The following is a 20,353-nucleotide window of genomic DNA, read 5'->3' on the forward strand; positions in this document are numbered from 1 at the left end:
TTCTTCTTATTCAGTGACAGGATCATTCGCCGGAACGCGCACACTCAAGGTCGTACCCTCGCCCGGCTCACTCTCAAGGGACATTGCCCCACCCATGATCAACACACGCTCACGCATGCCGACAATCCCGAAGGACGTTGCCCTGCCAGATGCAGCGACAAATCCTACGCCATCGTCACTCACCGTCAGACACAGTTCGTCGCCTTCGCGCGTTAGCGTCAATTCGACAGTATGCGCCTGGGCATGCCGCATGACATTGGTCAGCGCCTCCTGAAGGATACGGAACAGGCCAATGGCCTTGGCATCGCTGAGCACCGGCAAGTTGTCCGGCACCTGTACCAGGCATGGAATCTGCGTACGTGCCTCGAAGCGCCGGGCCTGCCACTCGATGGCCGAAGCAATACCGGCGTCGAGAATCGGTGGACGCAATGCCGTCGCCACATCACGAACCAGCTGGAACAGTTGGGCGATCAGGCGCTTCATGCTGATCAGGCGCTCATTCAATCCCGGGTCAAGCTGTGCGTAAGCCAGTTCACACATGGAGGTTTCCAGTTTGAGTACCGTCAGCATCTGTCCCAGTTCGTCGTGAACCTCGCGGGCAATGCGCGCCTTTTCCTCTTCTCGCACGCTTTCAAGGTGCGCCGACAATTCACGCAGTTGCTCCCGGGAACTGGCCAGTTCCAGTTCAATACGCTTGCTTTCGCTGATGTCCCAGACAATCCCGTCCCAGACATAGGCGCCGTCTTCAAGCTGACGGGTAATGGCTTTGATTTCCGCCCAGCGCTGCTCGCCGTGGCGCGTCAGGATTCGCCCTTGCCATGACCAGTCGCTGTCGGTGTCCAGCGCATGATCCTGAGTCTGGTGATAGCTGGCCTTGTCGTCGGGGTGCACCAGACTGCGCAGGCCTTTGTCGCGATGGGCCAGGGTGGCCGGCGAATAGCCGACCAGGCTCTCGCTGCCCTCACTGATGTAGGCAAAGTCGATCTGCCCGGTCACCGGCGCCCGCTCCAGCCTGAACACCAGCCCCGGGACGTTGGCGGCGATGCCTTGCAGCCGTGCTTCGCTTTCCCGCAACGCCGCCAGCGCCCGGCGACGCTCGGTGACATCGTTGAGGTAAACCACCAGGTATTCGCCATCGCGAAAGCGCAGAAAACTCAACGAGACATCCGCCGGCAGGATACTGCCATCGGCGCGCACGCAGTTGGTTTCGAAGCTTTGCGGACCGTCCTCGCTGGCGCGGGCACGCTTCCACAGGTTCAGCCAGCGGTCCATGTGCAGACCAGGCTCGAACTCTATCAACGGCCGGTCGATGATCCCACCCGGCGCATAGCCGAGCATGTTTTCCGCAGCGCGATTGGCATAACGCACATGGCTGTCCCAATTGACCCAAAGGATGCCGACGGTGCTCTGCTCGATGGAAAACTGGGTCAGCCGCAGCGCCTCTTCACTCGCGGCGCGCAAGGCAATGTCCTCCTGCGCTGCCGCCAGCCGGTGTTCCAGGCTGCGTTGCTGGCGACGCTGCCAATAGGCGATGGCCATGCAACTCAGGGTCAGCACCGCCAGCAGTGCGCAAAGGTTCTGCCAGAACCCCGGCGAGTCGGTCAGCCGTGGATACCTGGGTTGCAGCCACTGATCGTGCAGTCGCTCCAGATCCTTGGCCGGGATGGCCCGCAACGCGTTTGCGATGATGCCCGCCAGTTCGGGCTCGTCACGTCGGGTCGCCACACGCAGCAATTGCGGCAGACCGATATCGCCGACCACGACCAGTCCGGCGAACTCCGGTTCGACGGACAGTCGCCCCAGTTGCACCTCATCAATGACCGCGTAACTGGCCTGCTGACTGGTCAGCAACTGCAGGGCCTGGCGCTCGGCGGGCACGCCCTGCAGGTTCAGGTGAGGATAATTGCCCCGTAGGTAGTCGGCGGTCGCACCGGGCATGCGCACGGCGACGCGGGTCTGGCTGTCGAGTTTTTCCAGCTCCACTGCGCTTGTGCTTTTCTGGTCACTGACCACCAACTGGGGAACCCGCATGTACGGATCGGAAAACTGCCACAGGCGCAGGCCGCCCGGGGTTTGGCTCAGCCCCGGGGCAATGTCGACTTCGCCTTCACGAGCTGCCGCCTCCAGCTGTTCAAGGTCAGGAAAGTTGCGCCAGGTCAGCTCGACATTGAGGGACTTGGCCAACCATTTCATCAGGTCGACGTTAACCCCTGACAGCCGTTGCAATCGACGATCGTATTGCGCATAGGGTGCCTGCAACACCAGCCCGACGCGCAACTCACCCTGCTGCGCCAGCCACTGTTGCTGTTTTGGCGACAGGGTCGCGACATGCATCGGCGGTGCGGCCGCCGCCCAGCCCATCAAGGGAAACCACAACCAGCCGATAACCCACAGGCAGCGAAATCGCATCTTCGAACTCTCACACACTGACAAATACTGACCAACCCATTAGGCTGCCGGAATCACTTCTGGCCTGGAATATCCGATGCCCCCTGTCTACCGCCTGGCACTGCCAGCATTGTGCCTGTCGCTGATCCTGCCTTGTGTGACTTCCGTCGAGGCCGCCGACCCGGCTCCCGCCGCCGCGGAAAAACCGGCCGAACAGAAACCCGTCGAGCGTCAGCCCCTGCCTGAGCGTAGTCAGGAAGAAGCCGCTGCCCTTGAACGAATTATCCCGACCCAGGAACAACAGCAGCTGCAAGCCGGCAGCGATACCTTCCTGGCCCTGTGGAAGCCGGCTAACACCGCTGACCCCAAAGGCGCGGTGATTATCATCCCCGGTGCCGGCGAAACCGTTGACTGGCCGCAAGCAATCGGTCCATTGCGGCGCAAATTGCCGGATGCCGAATGGGGCAGCCTCAGTATCACCTTGCCGGACCTGCAAAGCGATGCCATTGCGCCACGTGTTGCCAAGCCAGCACCGACGCCGAAGACAGTCGAGAGCGGCACCAAGGACTCGACTACCGCCGCACCTATCGAACAGGTGGCTGGCGGCGAGGCGGACGTGGCCGACAAGGTTGTCGCCGAATCCGCCGAGGAACAATCCAAGGCTGACGCTGAACGCATTTTCGCCCGCATCGATGCCGCCATTGCCTTCGCCGAACAACAAAGTGCCCGCAACATCGTGGTACTGGGGCATGGCACCGGTGCCTATTGGGCCGCGCGCTACCTGAGCGAAAAGCAGCCGTCGCAGGTTGCAAAACTGCTGATGGTTGCGGCGCAGACACCCGCGACGACCAAACCTGAACTGGCCGAACTGACACCGACCCTGAAGTTGCCAACCGCTGACATCTACTACCAGGACAAACCACTGGATCGCAAAGCCGCACTGGAGCGCCTGCAAGCCAGTAAACGCCTGAAGACGTCGCTCTTCACTCAAGTGTCGCTCAAGGCATTGCCCGGCAACACCAAGGCCGAGCAAGAGCAGTTGTATCGACGGGTGCGGGGTTGGTTGAACCCAAGTAACCCGGCGGACTGACCTATCGCATCGCTGGCAAGCCAGCGATGACGGCATCAGAGCCTCCACATGGTTTCAGGTCAGCGAAAATCCCGCCGCTCGCGAATCAACGTATAGGCACTGTGCAGTTCCCGCGTCTTGTCGGTCGCCTCGCGCACCTGCATCGCTGTCGCGCCGCTGCCGGCAATCTTGTCCGGATGATGACGGCTGAGCAGGCGCCGATAAGCTCGCTTGATCTGCGCCGGTTCAGTGGTTGCCGATACGCCCAACAAACGCAAAGCATCCTGATAGCTGATCACACTGTTGCTCAACGAGCGCTTTTGCGGCTCGTAGTCGTGGGCCAGCGCGTGCACCTGCTGTGTCGTCCATCCCAGCCACTTGCCCCATTGATCGAGCAGTTCGCGCTCACTGCTACCGGCGCGACCGTCCGCCCAGACCATTCGCCAGCACGCACGCAATACGCCTTCGGCGGCGTGGGGTTGCGCACTCAAGCGCCGCAGGTAACCACGCAAGCGGTCACGGCCGGTCTTGCCGCGATTGAACGCGGCAATGGCACGGCGCTGCGCTGACGCGGACATTTCCAGTGAGCGCATTTCCGCGCGAGCCTGCTCAATGTGACCGGCCATCACTCGGCCGTCGCACTTGGCCAGACGACCCAACAACACAAACAGCAGTTCATCGTTGCGTAGCACCGGGCGACCGCCGAGTTTCTCCAGCAGGTGCCCCCAGCTTTGCAGGTGCAAGCGCCGGTCCAGCGCCTGCCCCAACAATGCGCCAAGCAAGGCCCCCGGAATGCTGGCGATGGCAAAACCCGCTCCGGCTCCAATCAGAGTCCCTGGCCACAGCATCTCAGCGACTCGCTTCTATGAGCGTTTCGGCTTCAGCCAGACGCTCGTGAGTGCCGACATCGACCCAGTGCCCCTTCAACTGTTCGCCGGTTACTTGCCCCTCAGCCATCGCTTTGCGCAACAGCGGTGCAAGTTTGAACGCGCCATCCGCGCAGCCGTCGAACAACTGCGGATGCAAAACCGCGATGCCGCTGTAGGTCAGGGTTGGCTCATTGGGCTGACCATCACGCACCTGTACGCCGTTCAGGCTGAAATCCCCGGCTGGGTGATGAGCCGGATTACTGGCCAGCACCAGGTGCGCCAGGCCATTGATGGGTTGATGCAATACGCTGAAGTCGTAATCGGTCCAGATATCGCCGTTGACCACCAGAAACGCATCGTCACCCAGCAACGGCAAGGCACGGAAAATTCCTCCGCCAGTTTCCAGCGGCTCACCTTCGGCCGAGTACTGAATGCTCACGCCATAGCGCGAGCCATCGCCCAGATAGTCTTCAATCTGCTGGCCAAGCCAGGCATGGTTGATGACAATCTCGGAAAACCCGGCAGCGGCCAGCGCACGCAGGTGGTACTCGATCAAAGGTACGCCACCGGCTCGCACCAGCGGTTTGGGTGTAGTCAGGGTCAGCGGGCGCATGCGCTCGCCTTTGCCTGCGGCCAGAATCATTGCCTTCATGCATTCGCTCCGGCACGCAGACTCGTCAGCAGTTCGCCCAGGCCGGCCAATTCCGGACGACGGGCCAGTACCGCCTCTATATAGGCAAAGAAGCGCGGCACGTCGGTGAGGTACCGCGGCTTGCCGTCGCGATGGCAGATACGGGCAAAGATACCGATAACCTTCAGGTGACGCTGCACGCCCATCAGGTCGCTGGCGCGCAGGAAGTCTTCGAAGTCCGGCTGAACCGGAATATCGAGCGCCACCGCTTGCTGCCAGTAGGATTCCAGCCAGTTGCGCACGCGCTCCTCAGGCCAACTGAGGAAGGCATCCTTGAACAGGCACGTCACGTCATAGGTCACCGGGCCGTACACGGCATCCTGAAAGTCCAGCACACCGGGATTGGGTTCGCTGAGCATCAGGTTGCGCGGCATGTAATCGCGATGCACCAATACTTTTGGCTGGGCCAGGGCGCTGTCGATCAGCAGTTCGCTGACTTGTTGCCACTGAGCTTGCTGAGCCGAATCGAACTCGATGCCCAATTCATGTTTTACATACCACTCGGGGAACAGTTCCAGCTCTCGGCGCAGCAGGGCCACGTCGTAACTGGGCAACGGTGCAACCATCGGCAGTTGCTGGAAAGCCAGCAATGCTTGCAGGGCATCCTTGAATAAATTGTCGGCGTTTTCGCTGTCGATCACGTCCAGATAGGTCTTGTTGCCCAGGTCATTGAGTAAAAGAAACCCGCGTTCGAGATCCTCGGCATAAATTTTCGGCACATTTATTCCGGATTTCGCCAGCAAAAAGGCGATATCCACAAAGGGTTTGCAGTTTTCCTGGGGCGGTGGCGCGTCCATGACGATGAAACTTCTACCCGCGCCCTCCCAACGGAAATATCGCCGGAAACTCGCGTCGCTGCTGGCCGCGGTCAATGTGGCCGGGGGTACTGCACCCCAGCCTTGCTCGGTAAAAAGGAGCGGCAATTGCTCATCGAGCCAAACTTTCAGGTGTTGCAAACGTAGATCTTGGTCAGGCATTGCAAGGGTCTCCGACGGCGCTAGCCGTCAAGCGGGTCATGCTTTATTATCCAGCATCTTTTTCAGACCATCGAGAGGCGTGCGGCCCACACCGCGGGCAGATGGCACGCAGGAAGCCCGGACTAATAAGATGGCATTGAAATCCCCCGCGTTTCGTAAAAAATTTCCGTTGTTGGTTACCGGCAGTTTGCTGGCCCTGCAACCCCTCGCCAGTTCGTACGTGGTTGCCGCCGAGCAGTTTGACTGTTCCGTCTCCGCGACCGGCTCCTGGGACTGTGCGCCAAAAACGCCGGCGGCGGCATTGCCTCCGCGTCCCGTCCATGACGGCAGCGCAGTCTCCGCGACCGGAGAAACCCCGGCCGAGAGTGGCACCAGTGACGACACCGGCGCCAAGCCTGCACTGGTCACCGAAGCCAAGGGCCGCGGCCTGAAGTCCCGTAGCGCAGACTACAGTCACCTCGACTGGGTTCCGCGTGAACAGCTCACCGCTGCGCAATTGGCCGAAACCGGTCCTTATTGCTCTGGTTCCTATATCGAACCGATTCGTCCTGGCATGAATGACAAGACGAATAAAAGTGACGCCCCGACCTTTATCGGCGCGAAAGCTTCGCGCTACAACACCGAAGACCAGGTCGGCACGCTGGCCGGTGATGTTGTCCTGCGCCAGGGCAGCATGCAGGTGGAGTCCGAGGAAGCCAGCCTGTACCAGGCCGAAAGCCGCGCCGAGCTCAATGGTGACGTGCGTATCCGCGATAACGGTGCGCTGATCGTTGGCGACCACGCCGACGTACAACTCGACACGGGTGAAGCCAAGGTCGATAACGCCGAGTATGTACTGCACAAATCGCGCATCCGCGGCAGCGCGCTGTACGCCAAGCGCGCGGAAAACGCGATCATCCGACTCAAGGACGGTACGTACACCTCGTGCGAACCGAACAGCAACGCCTGGCAGCTCAAGGGCAACAACATCACCCTGAACCCGGCCACCGGCTTCGGTACCGCGACCAACGTAACACTGCGGGTCAAGGACATTCCGGTCCTGTACACGCCGTACATCTACTTCCCGATCGACGACCGTCGCCAGTCCGGCTTCCTGCCGCCGACCATTGGCACCGGCAGCGATACCGGCTTCATGCTGGTCACCCCGTACTACTTCAACCTGGCACCGAACTACGATGCCACGTTGTACCCACGCTACATGGCCAAGCGCGGCCTGTTGATGGAAGGCGAATTCCGCTACCTGACCAAATCCAGCGAAGGTCAGTTCGGTGCGGCGTACCTCAATGACGAGGACACCGATCGCAAGTTGCAGACGGACTACGAAAAAACCCGCTACATGTACAACTGGCAACACAAGGGTGGTCTGGATTCGCGTGTGTTCACGCAGGTCGACTACACCAAGATCAGCGATCCGTACTACTTCCAGGATCTGCAGACCGACCAGATTGGTGTGAAAAGTGCGGACTACGTGAACCAGCAAGGTTCCGTCAGCTATCGCGGCGACAGCTACACCGCCCGTGTGAACGCTCAGGCTTACCAGCTGGCAACCGTGTCCAATATCACGCCGTATGATCGCTTGCCGCAAATCACCTTCGACGGAATGCTGCCGTATCATCCGGAAGGTCTGAATTTCTCGTACAACACTGAACTCGTGCGGTTTGACCGGGATTTGAAAACCGGCAATTTCATTAACGAGGACGGTGGGCCGTTTAATGCGGACGGCACGGTCGGGACACCTCGACTCGACACCAACGTCCAAGGCCTGGCACGCGCCAACGGCGACCGTCTGAACCTCGCGCCAGCCGTCAGCCTGCCGTTGAATTGGACTTATGGCTTCCTGAAACCAACGTTGAAGTATCAGTACACCCAGTACCAACTGGACCTGGACAACACCGGTAAATCTCAGGTCGCAGCGCAAACCGCAGAACAGGACAAGCTGAACGGTACCTTCGACAGCAACCAGAACCGTGGTGTGCCGATCGCCAGCATCGACAGTGGCCTGTACTTCGACCGCAATACCCAGTGGTTTGGCAAGAACTACCGCCAGACCCTCGAACCGCGCCTGTTTTACCTGTACGTCCCGGAAGTCGACCAGGAAGACATCCCGGTATTCGACACGGGTGAGTACACCTTCAACTATGCCTCGCTGTTCCGTGACAACCGCTTCTCCGGCTCCGACCGTGTCGGTGACGAGAACAAACTGTCCCTGGGCGTGACCAGCCGCTGGATTGAAGACAACGGTTTTGAGCGTCAACGCATCAGTGTCGGCCAAGCCTTGTACTTCAAGGATCGTGAAGTACAGCTGCCGGGTATCGATGCGAAAACCCGCGCCGATGCCAGTGCCAACGTTTCGCCATACGCGCTGGAATACGAATACCGCTGGAACCGTGACTGGCGCACCACTGCCGACTACAACTGGGACCCGGACAGCCGCAGCCCTCGCTCGGGCAGCGCGATGTTCCACTACCAGCCCGAGGACAACCCGAACAAGGTCATCAACGCCGGCTATCGCTATCGCAATGACCAGATCCGCTACGACCAGAACACCGGTAAATGGACCGTGGGCGGTGGTGACTATGGCGTACCGGGTCAGCCTGGCTACGTGAAGGACTACTACAAGATCGAACAGCACGACTTCTCGGTGATCTGGCCGATCGTGCCGCAATGGAACGCCATCAGCCGTTGGCAGTATGACTACAACCGCAACCGTACCCTGGAAGCCTTCGGTGGTTTCGAGTACGACAACTGCTGCTGGAAACTGCGCCTGATCAACCGTTACTTCGTTGATTATGACGAGTTCAGTCAAAACGCTCCGGAAAACGAAAAAGGCGACCATGGCGTCTTCCTCCAAATTGTTCTGAAGGGACTCGGCGGCGTCACCGGCGCCAAGGTAGAGAGTTTCCTCGACAAAGGCATTCAAGGTTATCGTGAACGTGAAGACCAAGCTTTCTGATTGTCTGCGCCCGCTGATGCTGGGCGCGTTGTTCCTGAGTACGGCGGCCAGCGCCGCCGTACAGTCCATCGATAAAGTGGTGGCCATCGTTGACAACGACGTGGTCATGCAGAGCCAGCTGGACCAGCGTGTCCATGAAGTTCAGCAAACCATCGCCAAGCGAGGTTCTGCGGTTCCACCGGCCAGCGTGCTGGAGCAACAGGTGCTTGAGCGCCTGATCGTCGAGAACCTGCAACTGCAGATCGGCGAGCGTTCCGGTATCCGCATCACCGATGAAGAACTGAACCAGGCTGTCGGCACCATCGCCCAGCGCAACAACATGTCGCTCGAGCAATTCCGTGCGGCCCTGACTCACGATGGCCTGTCTTACGACGACGCGCGTGAGCAGATCCGTCGCGAAATGGTCATCAGCCGTGTGCGTCAGCGTCGTGTCGCCGAACGCATCCAGGTGTCGGAACAGGAAGTGAAGAACTTCCTCGCCTCCGACCTCGGCAAAATGCAGCTGTCCGAAGAGTTCCGCCTGGCCAACATCCTGATCCCGACACCGGAAAGCGCAAGCTCCGACGCGATCCAGAATGCCGCCAAGCAGGCCGACGCGGTCTACCAGCAGCTCAAGCAAGGCGCTGACTTCGGTCAGTTGGCAATTGCCAAATCCGCCAGCGAAACCGCACTGGAAGGCGGCGACATGGGCTGGCGTAAAGCCGCTCAACTGCCACCTCCATTCGATCGCATGCTCAGCACCATGGCCGTGGGCGACATCACTCAGCCAATGCGCACACCGGGTGGCTTCATCATCCTGAAGATCCTCGACAAGCGTGGCGGCGAAACCCAGATGCGCGATGAAGTGCATGTGCGTCATATCCTGGTCAAGCCAAGTCCGATCCGTGACGAAGCGAAAACCAAGGCGCTGGCTCAATCGCTCTATACCCGTATCCAGGCAGGCGAAGATTTCGCCGAACTGGCGAAAAGCTACTCGGAAGACCCGGGTTCCGCCCTCAACGGCGGTGACCTGAACTGGATCGACCCGAATGCCCTGGTACCGGAATTCCGCGAAGTGATGGCCAAGACCCCGCAAGGTCAGCTGTCCAAGCCATTCCAGACCCAGTACGGCTGGCACGTGCTTGAAGTCCTTGGCCGTCGCGCCACCGACAGCACTGCCCAGGCTCGCGAGCAACAGGCGATGACCGTACTGCGCAACCGCAAGTACGACGAAGAGTTGCAAACCTGGCTGCGTCAGATCCGTGACGAAGCGTACGTAGAAATCAAACTCCCTGGTGCAGACCAGGCAGCGCAGTGAAACCCCAACGTTTCGCGCTGACACCCGGCGAACCAGCCGGCATAGGTCCCGACCTGTGCCTGCTGCTCGCGGCGCAAGCCCAGCCACATCCCCTGATTGCCATTACCAGCCGTGACCTGCTCGAAGAGCGGGCCGCGCAGCTGGGCGTGGCTGTCGATTTTCTGCTGGTCACGCCGGACAGTTGGCCGGACTCTCCTGCACCGGCCAATAGTCTGTATGTGTGGGATACGCCACTCAACGCCAAAGTGATCGCCGGGCAACTGGACAAGGCAAATGCCGCCTTCGTTCTCGAAACCCTGACCCGGGCCGGCCAGGGCTGCCTCGACGGTCACTTTGCCGGCATGATCACCGCACCCGTGCACAAGGGTGTGATCAACGAGTCCGGTATCGCCTTTTCCGGGCACACCGAATTCCTCGCCGACCTGACCCACACCGCACAAGTGGTGATGATGCTGGCGACCCGTGGACTGCGTGTGGCCCTGGTCACCACCCACCTGCCCCTGCGCGAGATTGCCGATGCGATCACGCCGGAGCGGCTGGAGCGGGTCACCCGGATCCTGCATGCCGACCTGAGAAACAAATTCGGAATCGCCCAACCGCGCATCCTGGTCTGCGGGCTCAACCCGCACGCCGGCGAAGGCGGTCACCTGGGCCATGAAGAAATAGACATCATCGAACCCGCTCTTGAGCGCCTGCGCGGCGAAGGCATGGACCTGCGCGGTCCACTGCCCGCCGACACCTTGTTTACCCCCAAATATCTGGAGCACTGCGACGCAGTGCTGGCGATGTACCACGACCAGGGCCTCCCGGTGCTGAAGTACAAAGGCTTCGGCGCGGCGGTCAATGTGACCCTCGGCCTGCCGATCATCCGCACCTCGGTCGACCACGGCACTGCCCTGGATCTGGCCGGCAGCGGCAAGATCGACACCGGCAGCCTGCAAGTCGCCCTGGAAACCGCTTACCAGATGGCCGAGACCCGTTTATGACCGAGCAATACCAACACAAGGCGCGCAAACGCTTTGGCCAGAACTTCCTCCACGATGCCGGCGTTATCGACCGCATCCTGCGCTCCATCCATGCCAAGCCGGACGACCGCCTGCTGGAAATCGGCCCAGGCCAGGGCGCACTGACCCAAGGCCTGCTCGGCAGCGGCGCGCAACTGGACGTGGTGGAACTGGACAAGGACCTGATCCCGATCCTCAACCAGCAGTTTGCCGACAAGAGCAACTTCAACCTGCATCAGGGTGACGCGCTGAAGTTCGACTTCAACAGCCTCAACGCCGCACCCGGCAGCCTGCGCGTGGTCGGCAACCTGCCGTACAACATCTCCACGCCGCTGATTTTCCACCTGCTGCACAACTCGCACCTGATCCGCGACATGCACTTCATGCTGCAAAAGGAAGTGGTCGAACGTCTGGCGGCAGGGCCTGGCGGTGGCGATTGGGGCCGGCTGTCGATCATGGTCCAGTACCACTGCCGCGTCGAACACCTGTTCAACGTTGGCCCGGGGGCGTTCAATCCGCCACCGAAAGTCGATTCGGCCATCGTGCGCCTGGTACCACATGCCGTATTGCCGCACCCGGCCAAGGATCACCGTTTGCTGGAGCGCGTCGTTCGCGAAGCCTTCAACCAGCGCCGCAAAACCCTGCGCAACACCCTCAAGCTGCTGCTGAGCAACGCTGAAATCGAAGCCGCCGGTGTAGACGGTGGCTTGCGTCCCGAGCAACTCGACCTGGCGGCATTCGTGCGTCTGGCCGACAAACTCAGCGAGCAAGCACCCAAGGCGCCTGTTGCTGACTGACAGGCGATGACCGCTATCGGGTAGGACGCCACTCTGGTCTACTACCCGGTACTTGGCCTAGACTGACTCAATCAGCTACGCCCCGCGTCCCGCTTCGCTTTTAAGGCCTCTTGCATGTCCGATCCTCGTTATCAGGTCGACGTCAGCGTCGTCACCCGCTATCTGGCAGAACAATCGCAACCCGAGCACGAACGCTTTGCCTTCGCCTATACCATCACCGTGCAGAACAATGGCCTGGTACCCGCCAAGCTGCTGTCACGGCACTGGGTGATCACCGACGGTGACGGGCATGTCGAGGAAGTACGAGGCGCAGGCGTAGTCGGTCAGCAACCGTTGATCGATCCGGGCCAGAGCCACACCTACAGCAGCGGCACGGTCATGACCACCAAAGTGGGGACCATGCAAGGCACCTATCAGATGCTGTCCGATGACGGCAAACATTTCGACGCCATCATCAAGCCGTTCCGTTTGGCGGTGCCGGGGTCCTTGCACTGATGGCGACGTACGCTGTCGGCGATCTGCAAGGCTGCCTGGGTGCGCTGCAATGCCTGCTCAAGCAGGTGGCTTTCGACCCGCAACAGGATCGACTGTGGCTGGTGGGTGACCTGGTCAACCGCGGCCCGCAGTCGCTGGAAACCCTGCGTTTCCTCCACGGCATTCGCGACTCGCTGGTTTGCGTACTCGGCAACCATGACCTGCACTTGCTGGCCGCCTGGCGCAATGTCGAACGCCTGAAAAAGTCCGATACCTTGCGCGAGATCTTCGAGGCCCCCGATTGCGCCGAATTGCTCGAATGGCTGCGCCAGCAAAAGCTCATGCATTACGACGAAAAGCGCGACGTTGCCTTGGTCCATGCCGGCATTCCACCCCAGTGGTCACTGCGCAAAGCCCTGAAGTACGCCGCTGAAGTCGAAGCAGCCTTACGCGACGACAATCTGTTCCCGCTCTACCTCGACGGGATGTACGGCAATGATCCGGCGAAATGGGACAGCGACCTCAAAGGCGTCACGCGCCTGCGGGTCATCACCAACTATTTCACGCGCATGCGTTTCTGCACTGCCGACGGCAAACTCGACCTCAAGAGCAAGGAAGGCCTCGACTCGGCGCCACCCGGCTACAAGCCGTGGTTCAAGTATCACGACCGCAAGACCAAGGACCTTAAAATCATTTTCGGTCACTGGGCGGCGCTGGAAGGCAAGTGCGACGAGCCAGGCATTTCCGCCCTCGACACCGGCTGTGTGTGGGGCGGCGCCATGACCCTGATGAACGTCGACAGCGGTGAACGCCTGTCCTGCAAGTGCGACGAGCACGGTCACCCGACACCGCCAGTCGCCTCCCCTGTTCCCACCCCATCGCCAGCCAGCGCCCCGCGCTAAACTGCCCATTCTGCCGAGCCACAGGAGCCCGCCATGAGCGAATTCAAACGTATCCCCCCAGAGCAGGCTCAAGCCCTGCGCGAACAAGGTGCAGTGGTCGTCGACGTGCGTGACCCGGCGACTTTTTCCGCGTTGCACATTGCGGGGTCGAAGCATCTGGACAACCACTCCCTGCACGCTTTCATCCAGGGTGCCGATCTCGATGCACCGACCGTAGTGGTCTGCTACCACGGCAATTCCAGCCAGGGTGCGGCTGCCTATCTGGTCAGCCAGGGATTCTCCGACGTCTACAGCATGGACGGTGGTTTCGAGCTGTGGCGTACGACCTATCCTTCGGAAACGGCGCAAGGTACGTCCGAATAATTTTTTTGTAACCTTGCAAGCCCCGGCCCTCGCGGGCTCGCGCCGTGGCAGACGAACGGTCTGCCACAACTAATTACGTATCCAGCCTTTACCTGCCGAATTCCCAACTATCCTTAAGCCCAGGCCATCCAAAACAGGGGAGAGCCGGTACACCGGCGCACGGGTCATCGGGAGTAGCTTTCGGAGCGGTCCGTTCCGGGAGAATTCTGGGGGGTAAACAGCAATCGCCTGTTCGGTTGCTGCCAGCATCGACTGAGTGATCCGGCGTCGGCTCCACGTATCGAGCGAGGTGACGTCATGAGTATCTTTAGCCACTTCCAACAACGCTTCGAGTCCACACGCCAGGAAGAACTCTCTCTGCAAGAGTACCTGGAGCTGTGCAAAAAAGACCGCAGCGCCTACGTTTCTGCCGCCGAGCGTCTGCTGTTGGCCATCGGTGAACCGGAACTGCTCGACACCTCGACCAACTCGAGACTGTCGCGCATCTTCTCCAACAAGGTGATCCGCCGCTACCCGGCCTTTGAAGACTTCCACGGGATGGAAGAATGCATCGACCAGATCGTCTCGTACTTCCGCCACGCCGCTCAGGGCCTGGAAGAGAAGAAACAGATCCTTTACCTGCTCGGCCCCGTCGGTGGCGGTAAATCGTCCCTGGCCGAGAAGTTGAAACAACTGATGGAAAAAGTGCCCTTCTATGCGATCAAGGGCTCGCCGGTTTTCGAATCCCCTCTGGGTCTATTCAACTCCACTGAAGATGGAGCGATCCTCGAAGAGGACTTCGGCATTCCCCGGCGCTACCTCAACACCATCATGTCGCCATGGGCGACCAAGCGCCTGGCCGAATTCGGCGGCGACATCAGCCAGTTCCGCGTGGTTAAACTCTACCCTTCGATTCTCAACCAGATCGCCGTGGCCAAGACCGAGCCTGGCGATGAGAACAACCAGGACATCTCGGCCCTCGTGGGCAAAGTCGATATCCGCAAACTCGAAGAATTCCCACAGAACGACGCCGACGCCTACAGCTACTCGGGCGCACTGTGCCGGGCCAACCAGGGCCTGATGGAATTCGTCGAAATGTTCAAGGCACCGATCAAGGTGCTGCACCCACTGCTTACCGCCACCCAGGAAGGCAACTACAACAGTACCGAAGGCCTCGGCGCGATTCCGTTCACCGGCATCCTGCTCGCCCACTCCAACGAATCGGAATGGCATACCTTCCGCAACAACAAGAACAACGAAGCCTTCATCGACCGGATCTACATTGTCAAAGTGCCGTACTGCCTGCGGGTCAGTGACGAAGTGAAGATCTACGACAAGCTTCTGTTCAACAGTTCGCTGGCCAAGGCTCACTGCGCGCCTGACACCCTGAAGATGCTCGCCCAGTTCACCGTGCTCTCGCGCCTCAAGGAGCCGGAAAACTCCAACATCTACTCGAAGATGCGGGTGTACGACGGCGAAAACCTCAAGGACACCGATCCAAAGGCCAAATCGATTCAGGAATACCGCGACAATGCCGGCGTCGACGAAGGCATGAACGGTCTTTCCACTCGTTTCGCGTTCAAGATCCTGTCGAAGGTGTTCAACTTCGACCCGCATGAAATTGCGGCCAACCCGGTACACCTGCTGTATGTGCTGGAACAGCAGATTGAACAGGAACAGTTCCAGGCCGAAACCCGCGAACGCTACCTGCGCTTCCTCAAGGAATACCTGGCACCACGTTACATCGAGTTCATCGGCAAGGAGATCCAGACCGCCTACCTCGAGTCCTACAGCGAATACGGCCAGAACATCTTCGATCGTTATGTGCTGTACGCCGACTTCTGGATTCAGGACCAGGAATACCGCGATCCGGAAACCGGCGAGATCCTCAATCGTGTCGCACTGAACGAAGAACTGGAGAAAATCGAGAAACCGGCGGGCATCAGCAATCCGAAGGACTTCCGCAACGAAATCGTCAACTTCGTCCTGCGCGCCCGGGCCAACAACAACGGCAAGAACCCGACCTGGCTCAGTTACGAAAAACTGCGCGTGGTCATCGAGAAGAAAATGTTCTCCAACACCGAAGACCTGCTCCCGGTCATCAGCTTCAACGCCAAGGCCAGCAAGGAGGACCAGCAAAAACACAACGACTTCGTCACACGGATGGTCGAACGGGGCTACACCGACAAACAGGTGCGACTGCTCTCCGAGTGGTACCTGCGGGTCAGAAAATCACAATAACCCGCTGCCGGTCAGACCGGTTGTCGTCAGCCAGAGACCTGTGTGCGCTTTTTCTGTTACACAGGCCTCTGGAAGGTGTTCGAAAGTCGGTAGCGAGTTCAGGCAGCATCCACAGCGCTTGGGGGAGCGTAGACATTCCCTCGGCGGCTCCCGGTTCGATGCTGCGTCACCGCTCGCCCCTTTCAGGACAGCTTCTAAGGAGCAGTCATGAGCTATGTGATCGACCGACGCCTCAATGGCAAGAACAAAAGCACGGTGAACCGTCAGCGGTTTCTGCGGCGTTACCGTGATCACATCAAAAAGGCTGTCGAAGAGGCGGTCAGCCGGCGCTCCATTACCGACATGGAACACGGCGAGCAAATCAGCATCCCCGGCCGCGACATCGACGAGCCGGTGCTTCACCACGGTCGCGGCGGCAAACAGACGGTCGTGCACCCTGGCAATAAGGAATTCACCAGCGGCGAGCATATCGCCCGCCCACCGGGAGGCGGTGGTGGCCGTGGCCCGGGCAAGGCCGGTAACTCCGGCGAAGGCATGGACGAGTTCGTCTTCCAGATCACCCAGGAAGAATTCCTTGAATTCATGTTCGAAGACCTTGAGTTGCCGAACCTGGTCAAGCGTAACCTGACCGGCACTGACACCTTCAAGACCGTGCGCGCCGGCATCAGCAACGAAGGCAACCCTTCGCGGATCAACATCATCCGCACCCTGCGCTCCGCCCATGCACGGCGTATCGCGCTGTCCGGCAGCAGTCGGGCGAAGCTGCGTGAAGCCAAGGAAGAACTTCTGCGACTCAAGCAGGAAGAACCGGACAATTTCGGCGATATTCAGGAAATCGAAGCAGAAATCGAACGGCTAAGCGCACGTATTCATCGCGTGCCGTTTCTCGACACCTTCGACCTCAAGTACAACTTGCTCATCAAACAACCGAACCCCAGCTCCAAGGCGGTGATGTTCTGCCTGATGGATGTTTCCGGCTCGATGACCCAGGCGACCAAGGACATCGCCAAGCGTTTCTTCATCCTGCTCTACCTGTTTCTCAAGCGGAATTACGACAAGATCGACGTCGTGTTCATTCGCCACCACACCAGCGCCCGCGAAGTGGACGAAGAGGAGTTTTTCTACTCTCGGGAAACCGGCGGCACCATCGTTTCCAGCGCCTTGAAACTGATGCAGGAGATCATGGCTGAACGCTATCCGAGCAATGAGTGGAACATCTACGCCGCCCAAGCCTCCGACGGTGACAACTGGAACGACGACTCGCCCATCTGCCGCGACATCCTGATCAACCAGATCATGCCGTTTGTGCAGTACTACACTTACGTTGAGATCACCCCGCGCGAGCACCAGGCCCTGTGGTACGAGTACGAGCGCATCGCCGAAGCCTTTTCCGACACTTTTGCCCAGCAACAGCTGGTCTCGGCCGGGGATATCTATCCGGTCTTCCGTGAACTCTTCCAGCGCAGGTTAGTGACATGACCGCCAAAGAGCAGAAGCGCCAACCCATTTCCACCGGCTCCGAATGGACATTCGAGCTGATCCAGGCCTACGACCGCGAAATCAGCCGCATTGCGGCCGGTTACGCCCTCGACACCTACCCCAACCAGATTGAAGTCATTACTGCCGAGCAAATGATGGATGCGTACGCCTCCGTCGGCATGCCGTTGGGCTATCACCACTGGTCCTACGGTAAACATTTCCTCAGCACTGAAAAATCCTACAGCCGCGGCCAGATGGGCCTGGCTTATGAAATCGTGATCAACTCCGATCCGTGCATCGCCTACCTGATGGAAGAGAACACCATCTGCATGCAGGCGCTGGTCGTGGCTCACGCTTGCTACGGGCACAACAGCTTCTTCAAAGGTAATTACCTGTTTCGCACCTGGACCGACGCCAGCTCGATCATCGACTACCTGGTCTTCGCCAAGCAGTACATCATGCAATGCGAAGAGCGCCACGGTATCGACGCCGTCGAGGATCTGCTCGACTCCTGCCACGCCCTGATGAACTACGGGGTCGATCGCTACAAACGCCCTTATCCGATTTCCGCGGAAGAAGAACGCCGTCGGCAGAAGGATCGTGAAGAGCACATGCAGAAGCAGATCAACGATCTGTGGCGCACCATTCCCAAAGGCGCGGACAAATTCAGCGACAAGGACAATGCACGCTTCCCCGCCGAGCCTCAGGAAAACATCCTGTATTTCATCGAGAAACATGCGCCACTGCTCGAACCCTGGCAGCGGGAGATCGTGCGCATCGTACGCAAGATCGCCCAGTACTTTTATCCACAACGCCAGACCCAGGTGATGAACGAGGGCTGGGCCACATTCTGGCACTACACCCTGATGAATGACCTGTATGACGAAGGCCTGGTCACCGACGGCTTCATGATGGAGTTCCTCACGTCCCACACCAGCGTGGTGTTCCAGCCAGGCTTCGACAGCCCTTACTACAGCGGCATCAACCCGTATGCGTTGGGTTTTGCCATGTATCGCGACATCCGGCGCATGTGCGAAGAGCCGACGGAAGAAGACCGCCGCTGGTTCCCTGAAATCGCTGGCACCGACTGGTTGTCGACCATCAAGTTCGCCATGAGCAGCTTCAAGGATGAGAGTTTCATCCTGCAGTATCTGTCACCCAAAGTGATTCGCGACCTGAAGTTGTTCAGCATTCTCGATGACGACCAGAAAGACGACCTGCTGGTACCCGCCATTCACGACGAAGGCGGTTATCGCATCATCCGCGAAACCCTGGCGGCGCAGTACAACCTGGGCAATCGCGAGCCCAACGTGCAGATCTACAGCATCGACCGACGCGGTGATCGCTCGCTGACCCTGCGTCATCAGCAGCACGACAGAAAACCGCTGGGAGACTCCACCGACGAGGTCCTTAAACACCTGCACCGCCTGTGGGGCTTCGACATTCATCTGGAAACCCTGCAAGGCGACCAAGTGATGAAAACCCACCATGTGCCACCCAGAAGCGAACACGCCGAAGGCGATTACGGTCGGCTGGACCTGGCCGTCATTCATCTTTGATCCGGTTTGCGCCTCCGAAAGCTCGATGCAAGGGGTATCCTGTCGAGCTAACGGAGGTTTTTTATGCGTATTTATAAAGTTGGTGGTGCCGTACGTGACCGCCTGCTGGGTAAACCGGTCACCGACATCGATTGGGTGGTGGTCGGTGCCACTACTGAAGAAATGCTCGCCAAGGGTTTTCGTCCGGTAGGGGCGGATTTTCCAGTGTTTCTGCATCCCAAAAGCGGTGAGGAGTACGCCCTTGCCCGCACTGAACGCAAAAGCGGCCGCGGCTACGGCGGATTCACCTTTCACGCGAGCCCAGAAGTCACCCTCGAAGAAGATCTGATTCGTCGCGACCTGACCATTAATGCAATGGCCGAAGATGACCAGCAAAACCTGACCGACCCTTACCATGGGCAGCGCGACCTGAAAGATCGCCTGTTGCGTCACGTTTCCCCCGCGTTTGCCGAAGATCCCCTCCGGGTGCTGCGTGTTGCCCGTTTCGCAGCGCGCTATGCCGGGCTGGGATTTACCGTCGCCCCGGAAACCCTTGAGTTGATGCGTCAGCTCAGCGACTCCGGCGAGCTGCAAGCACTGACACCAGAGCGCAGCTGGAAGGAGATTTCCCGCGCCCTTATGGAAGACCAGCCACAGGTGTTCATCGAAGTATTGCGCGCGTGCGGCGCACTGAAGGTGCTGATGCCGGAAGTGGACGCACTGTTCGGCGTGCCGCAACCGCCGGCCCATCACCCGGAAATCGATACCGGCGCACATACGCTGAGCGTTTTGCAACAAGCGGCCCTGCACAAGCAGCCGCTGACCGTGCGCTGGGCCTGCCTGCTGCATGACCTGGGAAAAGGTCTGACACCCGAAGCAGAATGGCCACGGCACATTGCCCACGAATTCAAGGGCCTGAAACTCATCAAAGCCGTTAATGAGCGTTTCAAGGTGCCGCGAGACTGTGCGGAACTGGCCCTGTTGGTGGGTGAATATCACACCCACGGCCATCGCGCCCTGGAACTGAAACCTTCGACGTTGTTGGAGCTGCTGCAGAGCTTTGATGTCTACCGTCGCCCGCAGCGCTTCGAGGAGTTCATCGCCGCGTGCGAAATGGACGCACGCGGACGTACAGGGTTCGAGCAGCGAAGTTATCCACAGGCCGATTATTTGCGAGGCGCGGCAACCGCTGCCCGTAACGTGGCCGTTCAGCCGTTGTTGGAGCAGGGATTCAAAGGCCCGGAGCTCGGCGAGGCGATCAAACGTGAGCGACTAAAGGCGCTGAAGGCTTACAAAGAGGCGGCGTCAGCTTGAAAGAATCGCGAGCAAGCT

Annotated in this window: 16 protein-coding genes; 12 read left to right on the plus strand and 4 right to left on the minus strand. The window is 59.6% G+C overall.

Translation table 11 applies throughout. The features are described from left to right. Window positions 1–6 precede the first annotated feature (6 nt). Complete coding sequence (locus EIY72_RS04540) at window positions 7–2,409, minus strand: PAS domain-containing sensor histidine kinase (protein ID WP_093229588.1); 2,403 nt, start codon at window positions 2,407–2,409, stop codon at window positions 7–9. Between the two features lie 76 nt (window positions 2,410–2,485). Between EIY72_RS04540 and EIY72_RS04545 the strand changes: the two genes are divergently transcribed. Continuing rightward, window positions 2,486–3,478 (plus strand): alpha/beta hydrolase family protein, encoded by a 993-nt coding sequence (locus tag EIY72_RS04545; RefSeq protein ID WP_093229585.1) that lies wholly within the window; start codon window positions 2,486–2,488, stop codon window positions 3,476–3,478. 59 nt (window positions 3,479–3,537) lie between these two features. Here EIY72_RS04545 and EIY72_RS04550 read toward each other — a convergent pair whose 3' ends face one another. Genes EIY72_RS04550 through EIY72_RS04560 form a run of 3 tightly spaced genes read right to left on the minus strand, consistent with a single transcriptional unit; the run spans window position 3,538 to window position 5,994 of the window. Beyond that, entirely contained in the window at window positions 3,538–4,305 is a 768-nt protein-coding gene (locus tag EIY72_RS04550; RefSeq protein ID WP_093229582.1) for a TerB family tellurite resistance protein, read from the minus strand. A gap of 1 nt (window position 4,306) precedes the next feature. Further along, window positions 4,307–4,978, minus strand: a complete 672-nt coding sequence (gene murU / locus EIY72_RS04555; RefSeq protein ID WP_093229579.1) for an N-acetylmuramate alpha-1-phosphate uridylyltransferase MurU — start codon at window positions 4,976–4,978, stop codon at window positions 4,307–4,309. Beyond that, window positions 4,975–5,994: an aminoglycoside phosphotransferase family protein gene (locus EIY72_RS04560; protein WP_093229576.1), complete on the minus strand. Its 1,020-nt coding sequence runs from the start codon at window positions 5,992–5,994 to the stop codon at window positions 4,975–4,977. The genes murU and EIY72_RS04560 overlap by 4 nt, the downstream gene beginning before the upstream one ends. Window positions 5,995–6,124: 130 nt before the next feature. On the opposite strand from EIY72_RS04560, the gene EIY72_RS04565 reads away from it, so the two are divergent. From EIY72_RS04565 to EIY72_RS04615, 11 genes are all read left to right on the plus strand, one after another. Further along, entirely contained in the window at window positions 6,125–8,947 is a 2,823-nt protein-coding gene (locus tag EIY72_RS04565; RefSeq protein WP_093229573.1) for an LPS-assembly protein LptD, read from the plus strand. Further along, complete coding sequence (gene surA, locus EIY72_RS04570; protein ID WP_151098658.1) at window positions 8,928–10,244, plus strand: peptidylprolyl isomerase SurA; 1,317 nt, start codon at window positions 8,928–8,930, stop codon at window positions 10,242–10,244. Before EIY72_RS04565 ends, surA begins: the two co-directional genes overlap by 20 nt. Continuing rightward, complete coding sequence (gene pdxA / locus EIY72_RS04575; RefSeq protein WP_093229570.1) at window positions 10,241–11,230, plus strand: 4-hydroxythreonine-4-phosphate dehydrogenase PdxA; 990 nt, start codon at window positions 10,241–10,243, stop codon at window positions 11,228–11,230. The genes surA and pdxA overlap by 4 nt, the downstream gene beginning before the upstream one ends. Then, window positions 11,227–12,045, plus strand: a complete 819-nt coding sequence (gene rsmA, locus EIY72_RS04580) for a 16S rRNA (adenine(1518)-N(6)/adenine(1519)-N(6))-dimethyltransferase RsmA (protein ID WP_093229567.1) — start codon at window positions 11,227–11,229, stop codon at window positions 12,043–12,045. Before pdxA ends, rsmA begins: the two co-directional genes overlap by 4 nt. Before the next feature lie 114 nt (window positions 12,046–12,159). Next, window positions 12,160–12,540: a Co2+/Mg2+ efflux protein ApaG gene (gene apaG, locus EIY72_RS04585; RefSeq protein ID WP_093229565.1), complete on the plus strand. Its 381-nt coding sequence runs from the start codon at window positions 12,160–12,162 to the stop codon at window positions 12,538–12,540. Continuing rightward, on the plus strand, window positions 12,540–13,421 hold the full coding sequence (locus tag EIY72_RS04590) for a symmetrical bis(5'-nucleosyl)-tetraphosphatase (RefSeq protein WP_093229562.1): 882 nt from the start codon (window positions 12,540–12,542) through the stop codon (window positions 13,419–13,421). Before apaG ends, EIY72_RS04590 begins: the two co-directional genes overlap by 1 nt. 33 nt (window positions 13,422–13,454) lie before the next feature. Further along, window positions 13,455–13,784, plus strand: coding sequence for a thiosulfate sulfurtransferase GlpE (gene glpE / locus EIY72_RS04595; protein ID WP_093229558.1), 330 nt, complete (start codon window positions 13,455–13,457; stop codon window positions 13,782–13,784). A gap of 297 nt (window positions 13,785–14,081) precedes the next feature. Further along, window positions 14,082–16,004, plus strand: a complete 1,923-nt coding sequence (locus EIY72_RS04600; protein WP_007980217.1) for a PrkA family serine protein kinase — start codon at window positions 14,082–14,084, stop codon at window positions 16,002–16,004. A gap of 207 nt (window positions 16,005–16,211) precedes the next feature. Then, window positions 16,212–17,483 carry a YeaH/YhbH family protein gene (locus EIY72_RS04605; protein ID WP_093229555.1) on the plus strand — a complete coding sequence of 424 codons (1,272 nt, stop codon included), beginning with the start codon at window positions 16,212–16,214 and terminating at the stop codon, window positions 17,481–17,483. Next, window positions 17,480–19,042 (plus strand): SpoVR family protein, encoded by a 1,563-nt coding sequence (locus EIY72_RS04610; protein ID WP_093229548.1) that lies wholly within the window; start codon window positions 17,480–17,482, stop codon window positions 19,040–19,042. The genes EIY72_RS04605 and EIY72_RS04610 overlap by 4 nt, the downstream gene beginning before the upstream one ends. A 63-nt stretch (window positions 19,043–19,105) precedes the next feature. Then, entirely contained in the window at window positions 19,106–20,335 is a 1,230-nt protein-coding gene (locus tag EIY72_RS04615; protein WP_093229544.1) for a multifunctional CCA addition/repair protein, read from the plus strand. Window positions 20,336–20,353 lie beyond the last annotated feature (18 nt).

It is taken from the genome of Pseudomonas vancouverensis, assembly GCF_004348895.1.
GTDB classification, from domain to species: Bacteria; Pseudomonadota; Gammaproteobacteria; order Pseudomonadales; family Pseudomonadaceae; genus Aquipseudomonas; species Aquipseudomonas vancouverensis.

What these genes read in the sequence shown, in the direction of transcription:
- EIY72_RS04540 (WP_093229588.1), bottom strand. Translation starts at nt 2,409, where the DNA reads ATGCGATTTCGCTGCCTGTGGGTTATCGGCTGGTTGTGGTTTCCCTTG.
- apaG (WP_093229565.1), top strand. Translation starts at nt 12,160, where the DNA reads ATGTCCGATCCTCGTTATCAGGTCGACGTCAGCGTCGTCACCCGCTAT.
- EIY72_RS04565 (WP_093229573.1), top strand. Translation starts at nt 6,125, where the DNA reads ATGGCATTGAAATCCCCCGCGTTTCGTAAAAAATTTCCGTTGTTGGTT.
- EIY72_RS04600 (WP_007980217.1), top strand. Translation starts at nt 14,082, where the DNA reads ATGAGTATCTTTAGCCACTTCCAACAACGCTTCGAGTCCACACGCCAG.
- rsmA (WP_093229567.1), top strand. Translation starts at nt 11,227, where the DNA reads ATGACCGAGCAATACCAACACAAGGCGCGCAAACGCTTTGGCCAGAAC.
- EIY72_RS04560 (WP_093229576.1), bottom strand. Translation starts at nt 5,994, where the DNA reads ATGCCTGACCAAGATCTACGTTTGCAACACCTGAAAGTTTGGCTCGAT.
- EIY72_RS04610 (WP_093229548.1), top strand. Translation starts at nt 17,480, where the DNA reads ATGACCGCCAAAGAGCAGAAGCGCCAACCCATTTCCACCGGCTCCGAA.
- murU (WP_093229579.1), bottom strand. Translation starts at nt 4,978, where the DNA reads ATGAAGGCAATGATTCTGGCCGCAGGCAAAGGCGAGCGCATGCGCCCG.
- EIY72_RS04590 (WP_093229562.1), top strand. Translation starts at nt 12,540, where the DNA reads ATGGCGACGTACGCTGTCGGCGATCTGCAAGGCTGCCTGGGTGCGCTG.
- glpE (WP_093229558.1), top strand. Translation starts at nt 13,455, where the DNA reads ATGAGCGAATTCAAACGTATCCCCCCAGAGCAGGCTCAAGCCCTGCGC.
- EIY72_RS04545 (WP_093229585.1), top strand. Translation starts at nt 2,486, where the DNA reads ATGCCCCCTGTCTACCGCCTGGCACTGCCAGCATTGTGCCTGTCGCTG.
- EIY72_RS04550 (WP_093229582.1), bottom strand. Translation starts at nt 4,305, where the DNA reads ATGCTGTGGCCAGGGACTCTGATTGGAGCCGGAGCGGGTTTTGCCATC.
- EIY72_RS04605 (WP_093229555.1), top strand. Translation starts at nt 16,212, where the DNA reads ATGAGCTATGTGATCGACCGACGCCTCAATGGCAAGAACAAAAGCACG.
- EIY72_RS04615 (WP_093229544.1), top strand. Translation starts at nt 19,106, where the DNA reads ATGCGTATTTATAAAGTTGGTGGTGCCGTACGTGACCGCCTGCTGGGT.